Source organism: Clostridium puniceum (genome assembly GCF_002006345.1).
GTDB lineage: Bacteria > Bacillota > Clostridia > Clostridiales > Clostridiaceae > Clostridium > Clostridium puniceum.
Window position 1 is genome coordinate 57,132 of the sequence record NZ_LZZM01000073.1, and the last position, 18,612, is coordinate 75,743.

18 protein-coding genes and 1 other annotated feature are annotated in these 18,612 nt (G+C 27.9%); of the genes, 4 read left to right on the forward strand and 14 right to left on the reverse strand.

Going from position 1 to position 18,612, the window contains the following annotated elements:
- Positions 1 to 169: 169 nt before the first annotated feature.
- From pheT to ytxC, 9 genes are all read right to left on the reverse strand, one after another.
- Positions 170 to 2,548 (reverse strand): phenylalanine--tRNA ligase subunit beta, encoded by a 2,379-nt coding sequence (gene pheT, locus CLPUN_RS06020; protein WP_077846420.1) that lies wholly within the window; start codon positions 2,546 to 2,548, stop codon positions 170 to 172.
- Between the two features lie 89 nt (positions 2,549 to 2,637).
- The gene (pheS, locus tag CLPUN_RS06025) at positions 2,638 to 3,657 is read right to left on the reverse strand and encodes a phenylalanine--tRNA ligase subunit alpha (protein ID WP_077846421.1); all 1,020 of its coding nucleotides are present in this window, start codon (positions 3,655 to 3,657) and stop codon (positions 2,638 to 2,640) included.
- Between the two features lie 179 nt (positions 3,658 to 3,836).
- Positions 3,837 to 4,068: a binding site (T-box leader), on the reverse strand.
- A gap of 195 nt (positions 4,069 to 4,263) precedes the next feature.
- Positions 4,264 to 4,476 (reverse strand): GNAT family N-acetyltransferase, encoded by a 213-nt coding sequence (locus CLPUN_RS29355; protein WP_341424301.1) that lies wholly within the window; start codon positions 4,474 to 4,476, stop codon positions 4,264 to 4,266.
- Complete coding sequence (locus CLPUN_RS06030) at positions 4,434 to 4,793, reverse strand: GNAT family N-acetyltransferase (RefSeq protein ID WP_341424302.1); 360 nt, start codon at positions 4,791 to 4,793, stop codon at positions 4,434 to 4,436. Before CLPUN_RS06030 ends, CLPUN_RS29355 begins: the two co-directional genes overlap by 43 nt.
- A 40-nt stretch (positions 4,794 to 4,833) precedes the next feature.
- Positions 4,834 to 5,616 carry a TrmH family RNA methyltransferase gene (locus CLPUN_RS06035; RefSeq protein ID WP_077846422.1) on the reverse strand — a complete coding sequence of 261 codons (783 nt, stop codon included), beginning with the start codon at positions 5,614 to 5,616 and terminating at the stop codon, positions 4,834 to 4,836.
- Between the two features lie 754 nt (positions 5,617 to 6,370).
- The gene (gene rplT / locus CLPUN_RS06040) at positions 6,371 to 6,730 is read right to left on the reverse strand and encodes a 50S ribosomal protein L20 (RefSeq protein ID WP_077846423.1); all 360 of its coding nucleotides are present in this window, start codon (positions 6,728 to 6,730) and stop codon (positions 6,371 to 6,373) included.
- Positions 6,731 to 6,757: 27 nt separating this feature from the next.
- Positions 6,758 to 6,955: a 50S ribosomal protein L35 gene (gene rpmI, locus CLPUN_RS06045; RefSeq protein WP_077846424.1), complete on the reverse strand. Its 198-nt coding sequence runs from the start codon at positions 6,953 to 6,955 to the stop codon at positions 6,758 to 6,760.
- Between the two features lie 21 nt (positions 6,956 to 6,976).
- The gene (gene infC, locus CLPUN_RS06050; RefSeq protein ID WP_077846425.1) at positions 6,977 to 7,498 is read right to left on the reverse strand and encodes a translation initiation factor IF-3; all 522 of its coding nucleotides are present in this window, start codon (positions 7,496 to 7,498) and stop codon (positions 6,977 to 6,979) included.
- Between the two features lie 158 nt (positions 7,499 to 7,656).
- Complete coding sequence (gene ytxC / locus CLPUN_RS06055; protein WP_077846426.1) at positions 7,657 to 8,565, reverse strand: putative sporulation protein YtxC; 909 nt, start codon at positions 8,563 to 8,565, stop codon at positions 7,657 to 7,659.
- 285 nt (positions 8,566 to 8,850) lie between these two features.
- On the opposite strand from ytxC, the gene CLPUN_RS06060 reads away from it, so the two are divergent.
- Positions 8,851 to 9,555, forward strand: coding sequence for a DUF6873 family GME fold protein (locus CLPUN_RS06060; protein WP_077846427.1), 705 nt, complete (start codon positions 8,851 to 8,853; stop codon positions 9,553 to 9,555).
- Positions 9,556 to 9,935: 380 nt separating this feature from the next.
- Here the strand turns inward: CLPUN_RS06060 and CLPUN_RS27990 are convergent, their stop codons facing one another.
- Positions 9,936 to 10,100, reverse strand: a complete 165-nt coding sequence (locus CLPUN_RS27990) for a hypothetical protein (RefSeq protein ID WP_198944294.1) — start codon at positions 10,098 to 10,100, stop codon at positions 9,936 to 9,938.
- 373 nt (positions 10,101 to 10,473) lie between these two features.
- Here CLPUN_RS27990 and CLPUN_RS06065 point away from each other — a divergent pair, with 373 nt between their 5' ends.
- From CLPUN_RS06065 to ilvA, 3 genes are all read left to right on the forward strand, one after another.
- On the forward strand, positions 10,474 to 12,030 hold the full coding sequence (locus CLPUN_RS06065) for an ABC-F family ATP-binding cassette domain-containing protein (RefSeq protein ID WP_077846428.1): 1,557 nt from the start codon (positions 10,474 to 10,476) through the stop codon (positions 12,028 to 12,030).
- A gap of 198 nt (positions 12,031 to 12,228) precedes the next feature.
- Positions 12,229 to 12,651, forward strand: coding sequence for a YjdF family protein (locus CLPUN_RS06070; RefSeq protein WP_077846429.1), 423 nt, complete (start codon positions 12,229 to 12,231; stop codon positions 12,649 to 12,651).
- A gap of 288 nt (positions 12,652 to 12,939) precedes the next feature.
- The gene (gene ilvA / locus CLPUN_RS06075; RefSeq protein ID WP_077846430.1) at positions 12,940 to 14,160 is read left to right on the forward strand and encodes a threonine ammonia-lyase; all 1,221 of its coding nucleotides are present in this window, start codon (positions 12,940 to 12,942) and stop codon (positions 14,158 to 14,160) included.
- 194 nt (positions 14,161 to 14,354) lie between these two features.
- On the opposite strand, the gene CLPUN_RS06080 is transcribed toward ilvA, so the two are convergent.
- From CLPUN_RS06080 to CLPUN_RS06095, 4 genes are all read right to left on the reverse strand, one after another.
- Positions 14,355 to 15,032 (reverse strand): HAD family hydrolase, encoded by a 678-nt coding sequence (locus CLPUN_RS06080; RefSeq protein WP_077846431.1) that lies wholly within the window; start codon positions 15,030 to 15,032, stop codon positions 14,355 to 14,357.
- A gap of 185 nt (positions 15,033 to 15,217) precedes the next feature.
- Positions 15,218 to 15,841 carry a DUF5105 domain-containing protein gene (locus tag CLPUN_RS06085; protein WP_077846432.1) on the reverse strand — a complete coding sequence of 208 codons (624 nt, stop codon included), beginning with the start codon at positions 15,839 to 15,841 and terminating at the stop codon, positions 15,218 to 15,220.
- 258 nt (positions 15,842 to 16,099) lie between these two features.
- Positions 16,100 to 17,326: a peptidase U32 family protein gene (locus tag CLPUN_RS06090; RefSeq protein WP_077846433.1), complete on the reverse strand. Its 1,227-nt coding sequence runs from the start codon at positions 17,324 to 17,326 to the stop codon at positions 16,100 to 16,102.
- Positions 17,327 to 17,584: 258 nt separating this feature from the next.
- Positions 17,585 to 18,430, reverse strand: coding sequence for a Cof-type HAD-IIB family hydrolase (locus CLPUN_RS06095; RefSeq protein WP_077846434.1), 846 nt, complete (start codon positions 18,428 to 18,430; stop codon positions 17,585 to 17,587).
- Positions 18,431 to 18,612: the final 182 nt, after the last annotated feature.

The window sequence follows — 18,612 nt, forward strand, 5'->3', positions numbered from 1 at the left end:
GATGTACTAGTTATTCATATTTTATATATTGACATAATTATCCTCTCGCGTAAACTTTAATCTCGCCAAATACAAAAATTTAGTCATAAAAGGACAAAAAATGCTTAAAAACAAATAATATCTGTTTTTAAGCATTTTTTTATATTATTAATTTTATATTTCGAATCTCTTAATCTCTCAATGTAGCACCAAGTTTATATTCTAAAGATCGTAATATTTTTTCATGAACTTTATTTACTTCTTCATCTTTTAATGTTTTATTTTCATCTCTATATGCAATTGCATAAGCAATACTCTTTTTGCCTTCTGGAATTTGCTTTCCTTTATATATATCAAACAACTCAACTTTTTCTACTAGATTTCCACCAGCTTTTCTAATTGTTTCATCAATTTCTTGAACTAAAACAGCATCTTCAACAAGTAATGCTATATCTCTTGTTACTGCTGGGAATTTAGGTAATGGCTTATATTTCTTATCCATATTTGAACTTTCATATAAAAAATCTAAATTTAACTCTGCTACAAAACATGGTACATCAAGTCCATAATTATCACAAACAGCTAAATGAACTTCACCTAAAGTTCCAACTACATTTTTCCCTATAACAAGCTTAGCCGTTTTTCCTGGATGGTAGCTAACATTTTCGCTTTCTCTTTCATACTTAGCATTTTTTATTCCAAGGCCATCTACTATATTTTCAACTGCACCCTTAAGATCTAAGTAATCACAATCCCCATACATACCAATAGTTAAAATATTCTTTTCTGTTGGAAGCTTAGTCTCCTCTTCATTCTTTACATATACTTTTCCCATTTCAAATAATCTAACATAAGAATTATTTCTAGAATAATTCCTTCCTAAACTCTCCATAATAGAAGGAAGTGTTGTTGTTCTCATTACGCTATAATCTTCACCTAATGGATTTTTTATTTTAACTACATTTCTAAGTTCACTGTCTTCTTGTAAATTCACTTTATCAAATACTTTTGGTGATACAAATGAGTAACTTATAGATTGATTAAGACCGCTACCTGTTGCAAGCATAACTACTCTGTTATCTAAAAGACCTTTTCTGTATCTAGGTTCCCTATCTGTAGAAATACTAAATATTGTTGTAGGAATAACATCATAACCATAAATTCTTGCGATTTCTTCTGCTATATCTTCTCTAATTGCAATATCAACTCTAAAAGTTGAAGCTGTTACTATTAAATTATCACCATAAATTTCGGTGAATAAATCAACACTATCTAAGCACTTTTTCATTTCATCTTTAGAAATATCTGTACCAAGGAAAGAATTTACCCATTTAGAATCAACAACTACTATTCCCTCCTCTTTTTTCTTATTGTAAATATCTATAGTTCCTTCCATTACTTCTCCAGCTTCTAATTCACAAATTAAGTTACACGCTCTATTCATTGCAATTTTAGCTAAATTAGGATCAATATACTTTTCAAATCTACTTGAAGCTTCACTTCTTAAATTTAATTTCTTAGAATTAACTCTAATATTAGTTCCATCAAAGTTTGCACATTCAAATATTACTTCTGTAGTGTCTTCCTTTATTTCTGAATTTAATCCACCCATAATTCCAGCAAGACCAATTGTTGTATCACTATCTTTTATACAAAGCATAGAATTATCTAATACTCTTTCCAGTTCATCTAATGTTGTAAACTTTTCGTCAGCCTTAGCTCTTTCAACCACAATTTTGTTAGTTGTAATTTCTCTTTTATCATAAGCATGCATTGGTTGACCGATTTCTAACATAACAAAGTTTGTAATATCAACTAAATTATTTATAGGTCTTACACCCGCTTCAAGTAATCTTTCTTGCATCCACCCTGGTGATGGTTTGATCTTGACATTTTTAATTCCTCTTGCTATAAATCTAGAACAAAGTTCATCTTTAACTTCAACTTTTAATTCATCTGTAATATTAACTGGATTTGATACTTTATATTCTAAACTTGGCATTTTATAAGTAGTTCTAAGTGCTGCTGCAGTTTCTCTTGCCATACCAACAATACTTAAACAATCTGGTCTATTTGAAGTTATTTCAAAATCTAAAATTACTTTATTAAGTCCTAAAATATCTTTAATATCTGCTCCAAGTACTGTATCAGCAGGTAAAATCAACAATCCATAAACTGGTTCATCTCCAGCAGTTCCCAGTTCTTCTTCTGAACAGAACATACCATTTGATACTTCTCCTCTAAGCTTTCCTTTTTTTATTTTAGTTCCATCAGCAAGTGTTGATCCATGAAGTGCAACAGGCACTATATCTTGTTCCTTCATGTTTGTTGCAGCTGTAACTATTTGTATTTCTTCTGTTCCTATGTTAACTTGACAAATACTTAATTTTTCTGCATCTGGATGTTTTTCAATTTTCGTAATTTTTCCTGTTACAACATTTTTAATTACATCCCCTTGAACTATAAGTTCTTCAAGTTGTGAACCAGTTAATGTTAATTTATCTCCTAATTCTTTTGGACTTACATTTATTTCAACATAATCTTTAAGCCAGCTATATGGTACTTTCATATTTTTTCCTCCTCAAAATTTACCTTGTGGTAGTTAGAACTCTTCCCAAACTTTTTCATCTAGACTAATAAGTTCTTCAGATCTTTATATTAGAATTGATCTAAAAATCTAACATCACTTTCATATAATAATCTTATATCATCTATTCCGTAATTTAACATTACCATTCTATCAACACCAAATCCAAAAGCAAATCCGCTGTAAACTTCCGGGTCAATACCACAGTTTCTAAGTACATTTGGATGAACCATTCCACAACCAAGAAGTTCTATCCATCCACTACCTTTACATACTTTGCAGCCTTCTCCTCGACAAACAAAACAAGTTGCATCCATTTCAGCTGATGGTTCTGTGAATGGGAAATGATGTGGTCTAAATTTAGTTTGAACCTTATTACCAAACATCTTTTTAGCAAATAATTCTAAAGTTCCTTTTAAATCTGCAAAAGTAACTCCTTTATCAATAACTAGCCCTTCCATTTGATAGAATATAGGGGAATGGGTAGCATCTACAGAGTCTGATCTATAAACCTTACCTGGAGATATCATCTTAATTGGTGGTTTTTGATTTTCCATTGTTCTAATTTGAACAGGTGAAGTTTGAGTTCTAAGTACTATATTATCATTAATATACAAAGTATCTTGCTCACTTCTTGCGGGATGGTTTTTAGGGATGTTCAATGCTTCAAAATTATAGTAATCTAATTCAACTTCTGGACCTTCTTCAATTGTGAAACCCATTGAAATAAATATTTCTTCCATACTTTGAAGAGTCAAATCTAAAGGATGTCTTTTCCCTATAATTTTCTTCTTTCCCGGAAGTGAAATATCTATAGTTTCACTTGCAAGTTTAGCTTCTCTTTCTTTGTCCTTTATATTCTTTATAGTCGAATCTAATTTTTCTTCTACTAAAGCTTTAGCTTCATTAACTAACTTTCCAACTAATGGTCTTTCTTCAGGAGATAATTCCCCCATGCTTCTTAATATTGTAGTAAATTCACTTTTTTTACCTAAGAACTTAACTCTAATATCTTCTAATTCACTACTTTTAATAGCTGTTTCAATTTGCTTTAATGCAAGTTCTTGTAATTCTTTAAGTTTTTCTTTCATAATTGTTCTCCTTTCAGTAATAAATTCAATTTAAATTAATCTTATGACACATGAAATAACAATAATGACGCAATATACTAGATTGTTATTTATTTTACTATAAGTACATTTAAATAAAACTAAACTTCTAAATTGATTTTATTTATTAATTTTTTGTATAAAAAAATCGTCCCCCTATAAAAAGGGACGAATTAATCCGCGTTACCACCCTAATTGGAACTTGATAAATTTAACAAGCTACCCAACTCAATTAATATTAACGACTTTTCTTGCCGCTAGCTACTACTAATAATTCACAGCTAGAACTCCTGAGCGAACTTCAATATCATATAATTTAAGAAGGCTTGCAGTCTATGACCTTCTCTCCCTTAAAACTCTTTTAATATCTACTCTCTCATTCACAGTTTTTAATTATTAAATTAATACAACTAATTATACAAATAAAAAATAAAAATTTCAATAGTTTATCTCATTTTTATCTATAAATTAGCAAATATCAAACTTATTCATATGTATTCTAAATAAACTATATATATTTAGATACTGTACATGGTTGTAATTTATCAAATTAATTAAAACTCATATATTAAATATCTTATGCTCTATTTAACTAATCCATTCGCTTTTTAATATACCATATTCATATGTATCCTTCCAAATAGGTTCATCCTTCTCATCTTTAAAGAAATATATATTTTGTCTTAAGTGACCTTCTCTACGCATTTTTAACCTTTCTAAAAGCTTCCACGAAGGTGGGTTTTTCGGATCACATCGGGCTATAATACGTCTAACATTAAGTTCTTTAAATGCATACTCCATAACATTTGTGCAACCTTAAGTTGCATAACCTTTTCCTTGATAATTTGAATTAAATACATATCCAATTTCCAAGTATCAAAATCTTGTTTTACAAAATAAATATTACCTATTAATTTATTGGTATCCTTCAAACATACTGCTAAAAACGAAGGATCTGTAATTCTTCTTATAGCTTCCTCTTTACATTTTTCCACTAAAAAAGGTTTATAAGGCTCAAATTTTAGTACTTCTTCATCACCGAAATATTCATATAAATCTTTCCAATCTCCCTTTTTAAATCCCCTTACAATAAGCCTTTCTGTCTCTAATTCCTCCATTTAGCCTACAATTTTATATAAGCATGTTAAAAATACTGTATCATACCCTATCTTGTCTTACCTTTTCATACATTATAACAGAGGTTGCTATTGCAACATTTAAAGATTCAGCATTTCCAGGCATTGGTATTTTAACCTTTGTATCTGCTAAAGCTAATACTTCTTCACTTACTCCATTACCTTCATTTCCAACAGTTAAAATCACTTTTCCACGCAAATCTTCTTGAAAGAAATCTTTATCAGTATCTAATGATGTTACAAGTAAATTAAAACCATCATTTTTTAAACTATTAACAAAAGAGAAATTGTCATCATCATAGTAAATAGGAATGTAAAATATTGATCCCATTGTCGATCTAATTGTCTTTTCATTATATATATCAACCGTTCCTTTAGTTAATATTATTCCTTGAACACCTGCTGCATGCGCAGTTCTAATTATAGTACCTAAATTACCTGGGTCTTGCAGCTTATCACAAAGCAAATAAAAATTTCCATTTGCTTGCATTGGCATTACATTCATATTTGTAACTGCAAGTATTCCTTGTGGATTTTCTGTAGAAATTAATTCTTTAAATAAATTATCACTTATTTCATAAATTTTCATATTTTCATTTATATGATTTGATAAAAATTTATGTATCTTTTCACTTCCATCTTTTGTCACAATTAAATACTCTATATCTACATTTGCTTTAAATGCTTCTTGAACTAATCTAAAACCTTCAATTATATATTGGCTGCTTTTATTCCTATTTTTTCTTTCTTTAAGTTTTTTTGTATTCTTAAACAAGTTATTATCTTTACTTTCAATGAACACCAAAGTCCCACACCTCAAAACTATTTAACTTTTCTGCCTATCATATCTTCAAACCTGCAAAAATCATTACTAGAACCAAGCGCTACTAAAATATAGCTATTTATCTTTTAATGATTTATTTATACCACTCCTCTAAAGGTTTAATCTCAATTATACTATATTCTGAAGACACATGAACTCAAGCGCACCCATTTCAACTAAAAGCATTATTATTACTTTACAAAAATTGTTCTAATGAGTTCCTGTATCTACAGTAACAAGTCCAGTAATACATACTGCTGAAATTGATATAAAAATGGAATCTAAAAAATTTGTATATTCCCATCAACTTACGAAATTGGTTCACTGAGTATAACTCCTCCAATTAATATAACTAATGCAAATCCTATTACAAATATTTGAACCGCATTAAGTTTTAATTTTTTCATTAAAGCTTCTGCTATACTCTCACCCCAAAGGTTAATATATATGTTCTAAAAAATTTTGTTCATTAAGATTTAATTTCTATATTAGAGTGATTGAATAAGACAACCAACTAAATTATGAACTTTCTTAATTAGAACTTATATAATATTATTATATTTTTAATTTTTAAGAATAAATTTAATAATATATTTTATATTGTATATACTCTTATTATTTACATTATAAAATATACCTATAATTCTTGTCATTACTAATATAAAATTTCCATAAAGTATGTTAGCATATATTTTTTTATATAAAACAAAATGCGACCTGAGCCGCATTTTATGTACTAAGCATTTAATTGTTTTTTAGCAACTTCTACTAATTCAGTAAACGCTTTAGGATCATTTATAGCTATTTCAGATAACATTTTTCTATTGATATCTATTCCAGCTAATTTTATTCCGTTCATGAATTTTGAATATGATAAATCGTTCATTCTTGTAGCAGCGTTAATTCTTGCAATCCATACGCTTCTATAATCTCTCTTTTTATTTTTTCTTCCAACATAAGAGTTTCTTAACGCTCTTATTACTGATTCATTAGCAGTTTTATATAACTTACTTTTTCCACCGTAGTATCCCTTTGCAAGTTTTAAAACTTTTTTATGATTTTTACGAGAATTCTTCGCTCTCTTTACTCTTGCCATTACTTAAACCTCCTGTGTTTAACTATATTATAGGTATGGTAATAATTTCTTCATTACTTTTTCTTGTGTCTTTGAAACATATCCAGCTTTTCTAAGATTTCTCTTAGTCTTTGAGCTCTTCTTTGTTAAGATATGACTCTTAAACGCTTTAGCTCTCTTTAATTTTCCTGTACCTGTCTTTCTGAATCTTTTTGCTGCACCTCTATGAGTTTTCATTTTTGGCATGATTTAAATCCTCCTCTCAAGTTATGCCTTTTTAGGCCCTAAAACCATTGTCATATTTCTGCCTTCTCTTTTGGGTCTCTTTTCCATTAGGCAGACATCTTCCAATTTAGATAGAAAATTATCAAGGATCTTTTCTCCCATATGAGCAAGTTCCATTTCTCTTCCTCTAAATCTAACAGTGATTTTAACTTTATCTCCTTCTAATAGGAACTTTCTGGCATTTTTTGCTTTTATATCAATGTCATGTTCCTCAATAGTTAGACTACATCTTACTTCTTTAATGCTTACAATTTTTTGTTTTTTCTTAGCATCTTTTTCTTTCTTAGATTGCTCATATATATACTTACCAAAGTCCATAATCTTACAAACCGGTGGTGTCGCATTAGGAGAAATCATAACTAAGTCTAAGTCTTTTTCTTCTGCAAGTCTTCTTGCTTCTACGGTTGGGATAACACCTAATTGCTCCCCATCGCTTCCAATTACTCTAAGTTCTTTTTCTCTAATTTCTTCATTCATAGAAAAATCTTTATTAATATTTTTCACCTCCGAAAAACTCTATACATAATAAAAAGACGGCCATAAGCCGTCTCATATTATCAATACTTAATGCATAGATATCCAAAACCCATACTAGTAGTAACAAACACTGTAGGGTGAGAAACGGCTGTTTCTTCTTAACAAAATTGAGTATATCATGATTATTAATACATGTCAATGTTTTTTGCTATTATTTTTTTAGGTTTAAATTTATCATCATATTCACAAAAAATCACTTTATCCTCAAATACATTTTTTATTGTATCTAAAAACTCCTTATTTGTACAGTTTTCTTTCCCATAAATAATTATATTTTTAGGTGCATTGGTTATAAGTCCACTTATTAATACATCTTCCATATTTAATTCTATTGCACCTTGCTCTGCTGTAATTTCTTTTAAAAAATCATAATATAAGTTTTTACCTTCTTTATTTTTCACTATATAATTATTATTTTCTTCTATTATTATATTTATTTCTTCTATTTTACTTTCTTGTATCTCTACGAAATATTTTAATAATTTTATAAATTCCTTATACTCCTTTTCTACCATATATATTTCTATTACTTTATCTATAATCTTTTCTATATCCCCTCTAAGTTTTCTCATTCTAAAAGTTATAAAACCATCTATATTAATCTCCTGCTTTTCACTTATACATTCTCTTATTTTCTCTATCATGGAGTTTATTCTATTTAGACAATATGCAGACTGTTCATTTTTAGTCTTTTCTTCACATTTTAATACTTTCATTATTTCATCTTCTGCTTCTAATATTTCATTTTGCTTTAGAAAAAAATAATTATCAGTTAAAAACTCAAACATTTCTTTTTTTCTATAATTATCAATAACTATTCTATATAAAATATTACTAACATATAAGTTAATAATCTCTTTTATTTTTTCGTTATAATATTCTTCTTCACAAATTATCTTAATTATATGAGTTTTTCCTTCTATACTCTCAACAAAACCTATTAAAATATCTTTTTTCTTAAGTAAATCTCTTAGCTCTTGCAAGTCATAAGAAAAATTCAGATCTTCATTATAAGCTAATTTTAAAATAAGCATGGATTTCACTCCCTTCTTAATATTAGTATGTATTAAAAATTTATAGCTATTCAGAATTTATATTTTATTTTATCAGTGTGTATATTCCATTTCTGATATTTAATGATGTTGTTCGTTGACAGATTATATTTTTAAGTTCAAAATATACCATATACCTTAGTTTTAGTAAAAAACAATTATATATAAGTTGTAAAAAATAATCTACTCAAAAATGCGTTACTGCAATTTAATTCCATTAAAAATTTAAAATTGCAACATATATAAATTTAATTAAAGGAGAATTATATGCATTGTTTCATTGATTATAGAGTTACTAATGAAGAATTAGTGAACCTTTCAAAATTAAATATAAATCCAATACTAGTGCCTAAGTGTAATGATGTTTATGAAGCTATAAATGGTCATCCTGATATTCAATTAAATATACTAAAAAATAAATCTTCTGCTCAAATCATCGTTCAAAAAAATATCCGTGAGAATTTTAAGAAAAATCTCAAATCAAACGATATTAAATATATTGTTTCAAATAAGTCATTGTCCAATACATATCCTAATAATATTATTTTAAATTCTTTGATTTTGAAAAATCATTTTATCCATAATTTAAAGTTTACAGATGAAAATCTATTAGAATCCCAAAATTTCAAAACACAAATCAATGTTTCTCAAGGATATACTAAATGTTCTATTCTTCCAGTTCGAGATAATGTATTAATAACAAGTGACAATGGCATTTTTAACATTCTGAAAGACTATAACTTCCATCTTCTTTTGCTTCCTCCTGGAGACATATTATTACCATCATTAAATTATGGTTTTATAGGGGGTGTTGGAGGTATGATTTCTAATGATAAGATGGCTTTCTTTGGTGATTTAGATAGTTACAAATGGGGTGATGAAATAAAAAATTTTCTTTATAAGTATGATGTTTCACCCATTGCATTAAAAAAAGGAAAATTAATAGATAGAGGCAGCTTACTTACCCTTTAACCATGTCCATTATATAATATGATTTCTATTTTTTTGTGTTACTTTTACATACCCTCTATTTCCACAATATATTGTATTGTGAAAATTTTTAAATAAAAAAATCAATGTCATAATTTATAGTGCATTTCTAAATTTAATGGAACACATTATAAAATCTAACCTTGATTTTTTGTATAATTTAAAATTATTATTTCGTTATAAATATTTATATATATAAGTTCTAATTAAGAAAGTTCATAATTTAGTTGGTTGTCTTATCCAATCACTCTAATATAGAAATTAAATCTTAATGAACAAAATTTTTTAGAACATATATATTAAATTTTTCTCTTTTAATTTAGTGAAAACTTATTTACTAAGAATCTAATATTTCCTTGCAGCTATCTTATTAACCTTTTCTTTATTTCTTCTCCTAATCTCTCTACTTTTTCTTTAACAAAATCCCTCATATCTAGTATTTCATTGGTCATCTCTTGAGCTAATCCTTTCATTTCATAACCCATTCTTTCTGCTTTTTTTATCATTTCTTTAGTGAAATTATCCATTTTAACCTTCTCCTTTCATAGAATATTTTTATGATGTTTCAATTTTATATAAAATACTAATAAAGATGCTTTAATATTGAAAATATTTTATCTATATTAATAAGTTTGCCCCTAACATAGAAATATTATTATTAAAAGTTTAACTTTATTATAAATTTCTTTATTTGCCTAAATAGCTTCATATTAGAATAAATCAATTAAGGCATATTCCACAAAATAACAAACATGCTACTATATTGACTTGTTATTTTCTTTCATATAGCTAAATTCTTTAAAATTCTAGAAAATTACTTTGACATAGTAGCTTTCTATCATTTAAACTATTTTAGTATAGATTTAAATAAGAATTATTTTATATTTTAGGAGGCAATTGATGAGCGTACTTATTGTTAAAGATATGAATCATGGTTTTGGTGATAGAGCTATTTTTGAAGATGTTTCATTTAGATTATTAAAAGGAGAACATGTTGGTCTTATTGGTGCCAATGGTGAAGGTAAATCAACATTTATGAATATAGTAACAGGAAAACTTATGCCTGACGAAGGTAATGTTGCTTGGTCAAATAATGTTAGAGTTGGGTACATGGATCAACATGCTGCTTTAACTAAGGGACAAAGCATAAGAGATGCTCTAAAAGAAGCATTTAGATATCTTTTTGATTTAGAAACTGAAATGAATACTTTATATGAAAAAATGGGTGACTGCACTGAAGACGAATTAAATAAAATGTTAGACAGAACAGCTATAATTCAAGATATGCTTGATCACAATGGCTTTTATGTAATTGATCCAAAGGTTGAAGAAGTTGCAAAGGGACTTGGACTTTTAGATTTAGGTCTTGATAGAGATGTGGATGATTTATCTGGTGGACAAAGAACTAAAATTCTCTTAGGTAAATTATTGCTTGAATCTCCTGACATTTTACTTTTAGATGAGCCAACTAACTATTTAGATGAAGAACATATAGAATGGCTTAAAAGATATTTACAGTCATATGAAAATGCCTTCATATTAATTTCACATGATATACCATTTATCAATTCAGTAGTAAACTTAATTTATCATGTGGAAGAAAGAAAACTTACTAGATATGTAGGAGATTATGATGAATTCCAAAGAATATATACAGAAAATAAAAAGAAATTAGAAGCTGCTTATGAAAAGCAACAAAAAGAAATTGCAAAACTTGAAGATTTCGTTGCTAGAAATAAAGCAAACGTTGCAACTGCTAACATGGCTAAATCTAGACAAAAGAAATTAGATAAAATGGATGTAATTGAACTTTCAAAAGAAAAACCAAAGCCCGAGTTTAACTTTAAAACAGCTAGAGCTTCAGGCAAGATTATATTTGAAACTAATGATTTAGTTATAGGATATGACTCTCCTCTTACAAAACCACTGCATTTATATATGGAAAGAGGACAAAAAATAGCCTTAGTTGGAGCTAATGGACTTGGTAAATCAACACTTTTAAAAAGCTTACTTGGTATAATTAAACCACTAAATGGTGAAGTTCATCTTGGGGATTATCAATACATAGGTTATTTTGAGCAAGAAGATAGAACAAGTAACAGCAATACTTGTATAGAAGAAGTATGGCAGGAATTCCCTGGATATACTCAATATCAAATAAGAGCTGCACTTGCTAAATGCGGACTTACTACTAAACAATTAGAATCTCAAATAAGGGTTTTATCAGGTGGAGAAGCTGCAAAAGTTAGACTTTGCAAAATCATAAACAATGAAACAAACATATTAATCCTAGATGAACCTACAAACCACTTAGATGTAGATGCAAAAGACGAACTAAAGAAAGCTCTTAAAGAATATAAAGGAACAATCCTTTTAGTTTCACATGAACCTGAGTTTTATAGAGATATAATAACTGAAACTTGGAATTGTGAAGATTGGACAACTAAAATAATATAATACTGTTTTAACTCCTCTTATAAATAATAATTATATAATAAGCTTTCCAAAAGTTAAGTTTCTCGTTATAATAGTTTAAGAGATAAAAACATAGTTTCTGTTGGTAGTCAGAACCTATATATAATTTAATATAGCAGTAACCTGCCCTCCTGGGGTTGTCCATTCTCTATAAGTTACATTTACAGGAGGATTTCAATTATGATATCACAAATTAATTTAACAGTTCTTTTTAATAAGCCATTTTGGATTGGTGTTTTTGAAATTATTGAAGATGCTGAATACAAAGTATGTAAAGTTACTTTTGGTTCAGAACCAAGGGAGGATGAAATTTTAGAGTTTATATTAAAACAGTTTTATTCCTTGAATTTTAGCAATCCAATTTCAGACTTAAAAAATACGTTTATTGAGAAGAAACTAAATCCTAAAAGAATGCAAAGAAAAATCAGACAAGAAACTACTTCAAAGGGAATTGGAACCAAGGCACAAATAACTTTAAAGCTTCAAAATGAACAATGTAAAGTAGAACGTAAGAAAAAATCCAAAGAACAAAAAGAATTTGAAGAACAAAGGAAATTTGATTTAAAACAAAAGAAAAGATTAAAAAAACATAAAGGTCATTAATTAATTTCTAATTCAATATCCTATTACCAAGTGATGTTTTATTGTTAATGCATAAAAACTTCTACCAATCCTAAATCCATGCATAAGAATAGTAAATTCTATTTATATGCATGTTTTTTACTATTTAATTATATATATAGCCTCAATATATGTGTCGTAACAATTTCATTCATAAACGCCTACACTCTTCTCTTACCAATAAAAAGTGTCTCTTGACATAAAATACTAAAATGTTATCATAAAACTATTGATATAAAAAAGCAATAATACATAAAAGGGGTTATAAAAATGATGACATTGGATAAATTCGAAGAAGCATATGAAATTGTGCAAAAAGTAATATTAAAAACAAAATTGGTTTATAGTGATTATTATTCGGGTATAACTGGAAATAAAGTTTATTTGAAACCTGAAAACATGCAAAAAACTGGAGCTTATAAAATTAGAGGAGCTTACTATAAAATTAGTACTCTTTCTGACGAAGAAAGAAGTAAAGGGCTTATAACTGCTTCTGCTGGTAATCATGCACAAGGAGTTGCCTATGCTGCAAAGGAATTTAACTCAAAAGCAATAATTGTTATGCCAACTACTACTCCACTTATGAAAGTAAATCGTACTAAAGCATATGGGGCTGAAGTTATTTTACATGGTGATGTTTATGATGAAGCTTGCAATTATGCATTAAAACTTGCTGATGAAAAAGGTTATACTTTCATTCATCCATTTGATGATTTAAATGTTGCAACTGGTCAAGGTTCTATTGCAATGGAAATTATAAAAGAACTTCCAACTGTTGATATTATTTTAGTTCCAATTGGTGGAGGTGGACTTGCTGCTGGTGTTTCTACTTTAGCAAAGCTTCTCAATCCAAATATTAAAGTTATAGGTGTTGAACCTGCTGGTGCAAATTGTATGCAATCTTCACTTCGAAAAGGTGAAGTTGTAACTTTACCAGTAGTTGATACTATAGCAGATGGTACTGCTGTTAAAACTCCTGGTTCTAAAATTTTTCCATACGTAAAAGAAAATATTGATGATGTTATTACTATTGAAGATCATGAATTAATTGGTGCATTTTTAGATATGCTTGAAAATCATAAGATGCTTGCTGAAAATTCTGGTTTACTAACTGTAGCTGCTCTAAAACACTTAAATGCCCAAGATAAAAAAGTTGTATCTATTATAAGTGGTGGTAATATGGATGTTATTACTTTTGCTTCTTTAGTTCAACATGGATTAATTGAAAGAGAACGTATTTGCACAATCTCAGTTTTACTTCCAGATAAGCCTGGTGAATTAACAAATGTATCTAAAGTAATTGCAGAAGCTCAAGGTAATATAATAAAGCTTGATCACAATCAATTTGTAAGTATTAATCGTAATAATGCCGTTGAACTTGACATTACTATGGAAACCTTTGGTCATGAGCATAAAGAAGCAATTGTGAAAGCACTTATAAATAATGGCTATAATCCAAGATTAATACAACCTAAAATGATTTATCAATAAAAATAGATACCTCAAATTTGAGGTATCTATTTTTTAGTATACAAAAAAATTCTTATGTATATAAGTTCTAATTAAGAAAGTTCATAATTTAGTTGGTTGTCTTGTCCAATCACTCTAATATAGAAATTAAATCTTAATGAACAAAATTTTTTAGAACATATATATTATATTTCTCGATCTTCTATAACTATAAATTATTTTAAACTGTTAGCTTTTTTATTTTCTTCTAAATACTCTCTAACTTCAGATAAGCTTCCGAATATTTTATATGCTAAATCTTTGTTCTCCTCATCTAAAAATTTCATATCTGGAACATGTATTCCTATCATCTTAGCTGCATGAGCTGCTGTTATTCCTGCATCTGAATCCTCTATTACCATACATTTTTCAGGCTCCATCTCCAAGCCCTTTGCTGCTTTTAAGAAAATTTCTGGATTTGGTTTTGAATTTTCAACTTGATCGCCACCAATTATATAGCTAACCTTATCTTTAATTTTTGCCTCTTCCAATAGTTGAAGTACTCTTTCTCTTCTTGTTGAGCTAGCCACTGCTATTTTATAATTTTGTGTATTTAAATAATCCAAAAGTTCATGAACTCCAGGCTTAACTATAACTCCATTTTTATTAGTGATTTCATAAGCTAAATCAGCTTTTTTCCTATATATAATGTCAAATGGGAAATCAGCTCCATATTCTTCTTCCATTATAGTTTTTATACTTTTAACATTTCTTCCTATTAATTTTAAATAAAACTCCTCATCCATTTTATAATTATATTCTTTAAAAACCTCTTGAAAGCATTTAAAAGATATTCTTTCTGAATCTATTAATACTCCATCCATATCAAAAATTACTGCATCTACTGTTCTCATCTTCATAATCCTCTCTCATGTTAAAATATTATTTACCTCTTTAATATTAACACTTTATTATATGCTTTCCAACTTTTATTCCATCTTATTTTTAATTATTTTGTAAACTCCCTTATTTAAAATAGAAAAAATATCCTAAAATAATTTTAAACAAATTATTTTAGGATATTTATTTCTCAATTTTATTACATTTGCATTATCGCTGTAACAAGAGCAGTAATATCATTCTCACCTGGTATCCAAGTATTATTTTCATTAGTTAAAGTCATTGTCACAGTTTTTTGATCTGCTGTCAAAACTCCGTCAGCAATACCTTTTCCAATAAGTTTAAAGGATTCTTGATACATTTCTGTTTCTGTCATTGATAGATTTGCAAGATATTTTTCTTGTAATTTAGCAATTGCATCATCAGAAATCTTTTTAACATCAAATCCCTTTATTTTAACTTCTACTTTAGCAGTTTTCTTATCCTTTGATACTAATGTAACCTGATATTCTAGCTTAGTTAACCCTGTAAGAATATCATTTTTAAAATTATTCTTAACTTCATCAGTTAATACTTTTTCATCTACTCCAGAAGTACTAAATCCTTGAGTCATACCATCTTCAAATTCTTTTCTAAATTTAGTATAATCGTCTTCCTTTAGTCCAATTTTGTCCATATCAGTTTTATCATTTTTCAGTAAAATATTTAAGAAAATCTTAGTACTTTCTTCTGGTGATGTCTTTGGCTCTCCACAAGCAACTAACATTGTCGCAGTCATGATAGTTACCAAAATCACTGTAAAAACCTTTTTTAAATTTTTCATTACTATTTATCCCCCTAATTTGATATATTTCCTTTTTATTCTACCTTATATTGACTCATATGGCAAATGAAATATTTAGTGTTACATATTTTCCAATAAATCAACTACATCTACTTAGTTAGTGTATATAGGTTTAATTCAGCAAATTAATTAAAATTTATATATTTAATATTACTTTTTAATTTATCATAAATGATTTAGAAATAACATCCTATGCATCTATTATTGTAAATATCCTAATTATTTATATCTTATTTTTCATCTATTCTTTTTTATTTTAACAAGAATATCATTAACCTCTAATTCTTCCTGACATTTCACAGTAAAAATCATTTGTGGACGGGGTGCACTTTCTATCGCTTCACCGTTTTCTTTTCTCATATCGTCAAGCTTTATAAGCTTGTTATCTCCTTTTATAGCTAAAACTTCAACTAAATCTCCATTACAAACTTTATTTCTTTGTTGTACAGTTGCAATATTAGATTTCTTATTATAATTCTTCACAATCCCTACCATATCATAATCCTGTATGTATGCTGAACTTTCATAATTTTGTCTTATTTTTTCATCAAAATAAAAACCAGTTGTATATGGCCTGTGACTAGGTTTCATAAGTTCTTTCATCAATTTAGGGTCATATTTATAATTTTTAGGATCTTCTATGTATTTATCAATAGCTTCTCTATAAGCTTTCACTATAGATGCTACATAATATGAACTTTTCATTCTACCTTCAATTTTAAGAGAATTTATACCTGCTTCAATAAGTTCTGGAATATGTTCTATCATACATAAATCCTTTGAACTCATAAAATAAATTCCATTATCACCTTCATTAACTCTATGATAGTTACCGGGCTCTCTTTCCTCATATAAATGATATTTAAATCTACAAGGTTGTGTACACGTTCCCCTATTAGAATCTCTTCCAGTTATATAATTTGATAATAAGCACTTACCTGAATACCCCATACACATTGCCCCATGTACAAAAGCTTCTATATCACAAGTTTCTGGTAACTCTTTTCTTAGTACTTTTAAATCATTAAGACTCATTTCTCTTGCTGCTACAATTCTTTTAACTCCAACCTTATGCCAAAATAAAGCAGATTTGTAGTTTAAATTGCTAGCCTGAGTGCTTAAATGTATTTCAAGCTTTGGTGCTACTTCATGAGCTATACTTATAATTCCTGGATCAGCAATAAGTACAGCGTCAACACCTATTTCATATAATTCAGTAATATAATCTTCTATACCTACTAAATCCTCATTATGTGGAATTACATTCAATGTAACATGAACTTTTTTTCCCCTTGAGTGAGCATATTCAAGACCTTCTTTTAATTCTTCTATTGTAAAATTATCTGCAGCTGCTCTCAAGTTCAATTTATTTCCCCCAAGATATACTGCATCAGCGCCAAAATTTATGGCTGTTTTAAGCTTCTCTAAATTTCCTGCTGGTGCTAAAAGCTCTGGTTTATTCATTTTTTAATCTCCTTGCTATATATAAAATTTCTATATTATTATCAAAAATTTTTTAATAATTTTGCAATTTTCTTAAACTAATATCTATATTAAATATTAAGCATTTTAATATGGTTTAGAATAAATATTCTAAACCATATTACCATATATATTCTTCAGAATATATAGATTATAATGTTCTATGTAAAATAAAAAAGGAAATTATGTTGCTAATCTTTATATTAAAACAACATAATACTCCTTCTTTCCTTTAATTTATTAAATTAATCCATGCTTTTTAAAGCTATTATAAATACCACCTTCGTCGTGAGTATCTGTAATTTCATCTGAAATTTCTTTTAGCCCTTGCTTTGCATTTCCCATTGCAATAGTTAATTCACAAAACTCAAACATTTCAACATCGTTCATTCCATCTCCAATGGCAATTGTATCTTTAGCATCCATATTCAAATGCTTTAAAAGAATTTCTATTGCAGTTGCTTTATGAACATCTGGTACTCCAAGTTCGCCGCTATCATCACCAAATGCTGGAACTGTACAATGAATAACTTCAAATTCATTTTTAAATTCTTCTTTGATTTGCTGAAAGGAAACATCCTTAGGTTCTAAAAAACAAGCTTTGTTAACATCATTTCTGTATAAGTTTCGTTCAGTGATTAAACATTCAATGAAATGATTAGGATTATTATCTTTTTTATATTTTGCTTCAGGATCATTTTCTATATCTCCATAAATAATTTTCTCTAGCTCCGGAATTAAATTTTTACTTGCATATAATCCACCATTTGATTCAATATAAAAATTTACATTATACTCATTAAAAAAATCTACTAAATGTCTAACATTTTCTTCACTAACTTTTTTATGATAAAGCATTTCATCACCAACTTCTACAAACCCTCCTCCTGCTCCAATTATTCCATCAAAGCCAATATCCATTATGTAATCAAATATTTCTGCTTTTGAACGACCAGTACATAGATAAACTAAATGTCCATTTTTTCTAGCTGCTTTTACAGCTATAGCAGCAGACTCAGGAACTAGTCCATTATCATTACACAGGGTTCCATCTACATCTATAAAAATTATTTTTCTATCTGCCATAAAATTACCTCATTCCATTCTAATTAAAATACTTATGTAGTAAAATTTATAGGTAAATTGAAGGCCACCTAAATAAAATATGTATTTATAAAGGTAGCCTTACATTGATATATAACTCATTATAGTTAATTTTGTAAACTCAAGTATTAATTTTCTGTTATGTTAAATAACAACTATATCTT